The following is a 5,061-nucleotide window of genomic DNA, read 5'->3' as shown; positions in this document are numbered from 1 at the left end:
GCTCCAGTCGGGTATCGCCGCCGCGGCGCGCATCCGCGAGGTCACCGCGATGGAGACGGAGGAGGCACCGGCCGCCTTCGCGACCGCGTCGGGTCGCTGCGTGACCGTGGCGCCCGAGGCAGGCGGGCGTGCCGACGGCCCGCACGCCCCGAGCCCGGCGGCGAGCCCGACCGCGAGCGCACACGTGCTCGCGAGCGTCGCGCCGCGACGCCCGCGGGACGACCGGTCCCCTGCGGTCCGCACGTCGCCAGTGTCGCGGTCGGTCGGGACGTCGCGCACCCGCTGGCCGGGACGGCCGTCGGCGAGCGGCCCGCCGAAGCGTGGCGCGACCGGCGGCGAGCCGCGCCGACGTGCGCCACGACCGGCGGCGGACCGCGTCGATGGGCGGACCGCCACCCTGCCTACACGCGACCGCGCCGGTCGACCGTGACGCCGACGGACACCGTGCTGCCCGCCCAGAGCCGCACGTCGCGGCAGTCCTCCGCGCAGTGCATGCCGCACGCCGGGCAGACCCACAGCGTGTGGTGCCGGTCGATCGTGCACCCGCACGTGACGAACCGCTCCGACGGGCGGCCCGGACCGGTCGTGGTCCACCGGTGACCCGCGGGGCAGGACGCCGGCGGCACCCGCACCCAGCCGCGTGGCGTGCGCTGCCACTTCGACCAGTCGACCTCACGAACCATCGAACAAGTGTACGAACGCTCGCTGCGCGTCGGCGACCGCCCAGGCGGGTGAGGAAGCACCGGCCCGCGCGGCCAGCACGCCGCGCACCGACGGGGGCGACGGGTGAGGATGGGACGCATGACACTTCCCCCCACGACCCCCACCCTCACGATCCCCGGCGGCGAGATCCCGGTGCTCGGGCTCGGCACCTGGCAGTCCGAGGGCGGCGACGCGGAGCGCGCGGTGACGGCCGCGCTGCAGCTCGGCTACCGCCACGTCGACACGGCGACGGGCTACGGCAACGAGGCGGAGGTCGGCCGCGCGCTGGCCACGATCGACATCGACCGCGACGACGTGTTCGTCACGACGAAGCTGCCCCCGGACCACGTCGGCCGCGAGCGCCAGACGCTCATGGAGTCGCTCGCCGCGCTCGGCACCGACCACCTCGACCTGTGGCTCGTGCACTGGCCGCCGAACAAGCAGGCGACGCCCAGCACCTGGCGTGAGTTCGTCGCCGCGCGCGACGAGGGCCTGGTGCGGTCGATCGGTGTCTCCAACTACTCGATCTCGCAGATCGACGAGCTCATCGAGGCGACGGGCGTCGCGCCGGCGGTCAACCAGATCCCGTACAGCCCGGTCGACCACGACCCGGCGCTGCTGGCGGCGCACCGCGAGCGCGGCGTCGTCGTCGAGGGCTACAGCCCGCTCAAGCGCACCGATCTCGACGCGGCGCCGATCGCGGACGCGGCCCGCGCGCACGGCGTGACGCCCGCGCAGGTCGTGCTGCGCTGGCACGTCGAGCACGACGTGGTCGTCATCCCGAAGTCCACGAAGCAGCACCGCCTCGAGGAGAACCTGGGCGCGCTCGGCTTCGAGCTCACGCCGGACGAGGTCGCGGCGATCGACGCGCTCGGCAAGGGCTGAGCGTGGCGGCCCGCGTGAGCGCCGGGCTGCTGCTGTACCGGCGGACGGGCGACGGGATCGAGGTGCTGCTCGCGCACATGGGCGGCCCGTTCTGGGAGCGCCGCGAGCGCGCCTGGACGATCCCCAAGGGCGAGCCGGAGCCCGACGAGGACGACCTGCTCGCGGTCGCGGTGCGGGAGTTCACCGAGGAGCTCGGCGTCGCTCCCCCGCCCGCGTCCGCGCCCGACGTGCCGCTCGGTACCGTGCGGCAGAGCGGCGGCAAGGTCGTGCACGCGTGGGCGCGCGAGGGCTCGGTCGACGAGACGGCGGTGCGCAGCAACACGGTCGAGGTCGAGTGGCCGCCGCGGTCGGGCCGGACGATCACCGTCCCGGAGGTGGACCGGGCGGCGTGGTTCACGCCCGACGACGCGCGGCTCGCGGTCGTCGCCGCGCAGGCCGAGCTCGTGGAGCGGCTGGCGCAGGCGCTGGCCTGAACGGCGGCAGTCGCCCCCGGTCGGGTCGGCGCCCGTGGGTGAGCCGCGGGCGTCCGCCCGTCAGGGGTTGTGCTCGACCTCGGCGGCCGGGGTCACCCCGGGCGGCGTGGGCCCGGGCACGGTCTCGTCGAGGATCACCTCGAGACGCTTCGCGCTGGTCGCGAGCACGTACCCGGCGAGCGCGAGCCCCATGGCCGCGGCGACGACGAGGGCCTTGAGCGCGAAGCCGGGGACGAGGACCGCGCTGTACGCGGCCGGGACGACGAGCAGCAGCGTGACGTACGCGCCGGTCCACATGCCGTCGCGGCGCTGCTCGAGCTCGTGGCGCATCGAGGCCATCGTCACCTCCGTGGTCGGGGGTCGCCCGCCGTTGGACGACCCCGCCGACCGAACACTACGGCTCGACGGGCGGGGTGCGTGAGGACGATGGTCCCCACGCACCCCGCGTGCCGTCAGCGGCGGACGACGACCGTGAGGGGTGCGGTCGCCGTGGTGCCCGCGGCGTTCGACAGCTCGGCGGTGAACATGTACGTCCCGAGCGCCAGCCCGGTGACCCGGGTAGTGGCGTGCTGGGCGTGCGGGGTGTCCGCGGCGAGCGCCTGGCGGTCGACCTCGACGCCGTCCTGGTAGAGCACGTACTGCTCGGCGTTCGTGCCCCACCACAGGTGGGCGGTGATCGTCAGGTCGCCGTCGCCGTCCCGGTCGTCGTGCGTCAGGACGGCTTTCGCGGGCGCCGCGTCGCGGACGCGGACGGTCAGCGGTGCCGAGGTCGACGAGCCCCACGGGTTGAGGACCTCGACGACGTACGTGCGGTCGCCGTCGGTCCGGCCGGTGACGTCGAACGCGACCTGCTGCCTGCCGGGCGTCCGGCCCTCGAGCCAGGCGGCGTCGACCACCACGCCGTCCTCGTACAGCTTCGCGACCGTGCCGTTGCTGCCCCAGAACAAGGTCGCGGTGACGGTGTAGTCGCCGTCGTGCAGCCCGGTGTCCCAGCCGTTGTCGTGCGACAGCCGGAAGCGGTCGGGCGCGCGGTCGGCGAAGGGCGACCCCGACCGCAGCACGCCCGCACCGGCCTGCGCGCGCACGGTCGCGGCGACCTCGGCGGCCGGCTGCGCGGTGTACGGGTAGGCCGCTGCGGGGTCCCAGCGGACGGCGTCGGACAGCGGCGTCGCCGCCGTCGCGTCGTACGCGGCGAGCACGTCGAACGGCGCACCGTTGACCAACGACCCGGTGACCTTCGCCTCGGTCCCGCCCCAGCCCGCGAGGATCGTCGCGGGGTCGGACGTCGGGAGCAGCTCGAACACGTTCTGCTCGGCGACGATGCTGCTCTCCCGGCCCGCGCCCAGGTAGTACTGGAACCCGACGCCGTCGGGGTAGAGCGCGGGCTTCGTCTGCTCGTAGAGCTCGTTGTAGACGTGCACGTCGCCGTACCGCACGCGCGGCGCGCGCTGGCCGACGTCGGTCCAGCGGTTGTGGTGGTACGTGACGCGGTGCTGGCCGCGGTCCTGCGTCCGGGAGTCCGACGAGCCGACGAGCGACGTCTTGTCGTGCTCGCGCAGCGCGTTGTACGACACGGTCACGAGGTCGGAGCCGTGCGTGATGTCGACGAGGCCGTCGTGCACCTCGAACGGCCGCCCGTAGACGGTGTCGAGCGTGGCCGGCGGGTGGTCGCCGTCGTCGAAGGTGTTGTGGTCGACCCACACGCTCGTCGACGTCCAGACCGAGAGGTTGTCGTAGGCGGAGTTCCAGCTGCCGCCCGAGTCGTTCGCGTCCCACTGCGGGAAGCAGTCGTACGCGTCGGACAGCGTGAGGTTCCGGACGATGACGTTGCTCGCGTCGCGGATGCGCAGGGACCCGCCGACGATCCGCGCGTCGTCGTCGACGCCGACGAGCGTGACGTTCGAGCCGACGTGCTGGAGCGTCTGGGCCGCCTGGAGCGCCGCCGCCGCGGTGCGCGCCGTCTCGAGCGGGCCGCTCGGGTCGACGCCGGGGCCGAACGCGGCGATGTAGTCGCTCATCGCGAACGGCTCGCCGGTCCCCTCGACCGTGACCTGGCGCTCGAGGTCCGCGCACGTGGTGCGCGTGCCGTCGGGGCGTTCCCACGCGTCGATCGTGCCGCGCACGTAGACGATCCGCGGCACGACGTTGCGGCGCGCGTCGGTCTGGGACCCGCCGCGCCTGCCGGCGAGCGCGTCGCGCAGCTCCTGCCAGGTGTCGACGACGTAGACATCAGCGGGTGCGGCGGCCACGCCGCCGGTGACCGGTGCCGCGGTGCGGGCGACGCCCTCGGGGCGGGTCACGCCGGACCAGGAGGCCCAGCCGTCGCCGGGCGGCAGGACCTCACGGCCGAGGTCGACGGCCGGTGCCGGCGGGGGCGTCGGCGGCTTCTGCGCCGCGACGGCGGCGGCAGGGAGGGCCGTCGCGGCGCCCGTGACGCCGAGCGCCGCGACGAGAGCGAGGGGGGCCGCCGCTCGGGCGAAGCGCCACGGGACGGGTGCGGTGGTGCGCATGAGACTCCTTCGTCTCGGGACGCGAGGGCGGGTCGGCCGGTCGTGCAGATCAGGAAGAAACCGGTTTCCCGATGAATCGCCTCAACGTCCCACACCGGTACGGAAAGCGCAATCCCCCGCCGTCGGCGCGGTGCGCGACACGCCGCCGCGAACCGGACCGGTGTCCAGTCCGGGATGACGGAAATGTCACGATCGGATAACGTGCCGGGCGTGACGTTCCCGGAGCAGGCCCCCCGACGACGCGACCTGCGCCGACGCGACCGGGGCCGTCCGCGCCGGCGTCGTCGCCTCGTCGTCGAGATCCTGGTCGTCGCGACCGGCCTCGCGACCGCCGCGGTCGCCGCCCCGCTCGTCCTCACGCCCGACCGCGCCGACGGCGTCGCCGCCGCCCCGGCCGCCGGCCTGGAGCAGCGCCGCGACGGCATGTGGACCGGCGCGTACGTCACGCTGCTGCTCGTCGTCCCGGCCGCGTACAGCGCGGTCCTCGTCCC

General features: G+C 74.9%; 7 protein-coding genes. 3 read left to right on the top strand and 4 right to left on the bottom strand.

What is annotated here, in order from left to right:
* Both OMK64_RS19610 and OMK64_RS19605 read right to left on the bottom strand, forming a co-directional pair.
* The coding region (locus OMK64_RS19610) for a hypothetical protein (protein ID WP_272730036.1) at nt 1-243 on the bottom strand (243 nt) is incomplete at its 3' end.
* 158 nt (nt 244-401) lie between these two features.
* Nucleotides 402-683: a hypothetical protein gene (locus tag OMK64_RS19605; protein WP_272730035.1), complete on the bottom strand. Its 282-nt coding sequence runs from the start codon at nt 681-683 to the stop codon at nt 402-404.
* A gap of 118 nt (nt 684-801) precedes the next feature.
* Between OMK64_RS19605 and OMK64_RS19600 the strand changes: the two genes are divergently transcribed.
* The gene (locus OMK64_RS19600; protein ID WP_272730034.1) at nt 802-1,587 is read left to right on the top strand and encodes an aldo/keto reductase; all 786 of its coding nucleotides are present in this window, start codon (nt 802-804) and stop codon (nt 1,585-1,587) included.
* A gap of 2 nt (nt 1,588-1,589) precedes the next feature.
* Nucleotides 1,590-2,060 carry an NUDIX hydrolase gene (locus OMK64_RS19595; RefSeq protein ID WP_272730033.1) on the top strand — a complete coding sequence of 157 codons (471 nt, stop codon included), beginning with the start codon at nt 1,590-1,592 and terminating at the stop codon, nt 2,058-2,060.
* A gap of 60 nt (nt 2,061-2,120) precedes the next feature.
* On the opposite strand, the gene OMK64_RS19590 is transcribed toward OMK64_RS19595, so the two are convergent.
* Both OMK64_RS19590 and OMK64_RS19585 read right to left on the bottom strand, forming a co-directional pair.
* A complete protein-coding gene (locus tag OMK64_RS19590) occupies nt 2,121-2,399 on the bottom strand; it encodes a hypothetical protein (protein ID WP_272730032.1) in 279 nt (92 codons plus the stop codon).
* Nucleotides 2,400-2,512: 113 nt separating this feature from the next.
* Complete coding sequence (locus OMK64_RS19585) at nt 2,513-4,570, bottom strand: pectate lyase family protein (RefSeq protein WP_272730031.1); 2,058 nt, start codon at nt 4,568-4,570, stop codon at nt 2,513-2,515.
* Nucleotides 4,571-4,780: 210 nt separating this feature from the next.
* Between OMK64_RS19585 and OMK64_RS19580 the strand changes: the two genes are divergently transcribed.
* On the top strand, nt 4,781-5,061 hold a 281-nt coding region (locus tag OMK64_RS19580), incomplete at its 3' end, for a hypothetical protein (RefSeq protein WP_272730030.1).

It is taken from the genome of Cellulomonas fimi (assembly GCF_028527925.1).
GTDB classification, from domain to species: Bacteria; Actinomycetota; Actinomycetes; order Actinomycetales; family Cellulomonadaceae; genus Cellulomonas; species Cellulomonas fimi_C.
The sequence above is the reverse complement of the archived record's forward strand: the minus strand, read 5'-3'. Positions and strand labels throughout refer to the sequence as shown.

Bases quoted from the DNA above. Each gene is read 5' to 3' on its own strand.
- OMK64_RS19605 (WP_272730035.1), bottom strand. From the start codon at position 683: ATGGTTCGTGAGGTCGACTGGTCGAAGTGGCAGCGCACGCCACGCGGC.
- OMK64_RS19600 (WP_272730034.1), top strand. From the start codon at position 802: ATGACACTTCCCCCCACGACCCCCACCCTCACGATCCCCGGCGGCGAG.
- OMK64_RS19590 (WP_272730032.1), bottom strand. From the start codon at position 2,399: ATGGCCTCGATGCGCCACGAGCTCGAGCAGCGCCGCGACGGCATGTGG.
- OMK64_RS19585 (WP_272730031.1), bottom strand. From the start codon at position 4,570: ATGCGCACCACCGCACCCGTCCCGTGGCGCTTCGCCCGAGCGGCGGCC.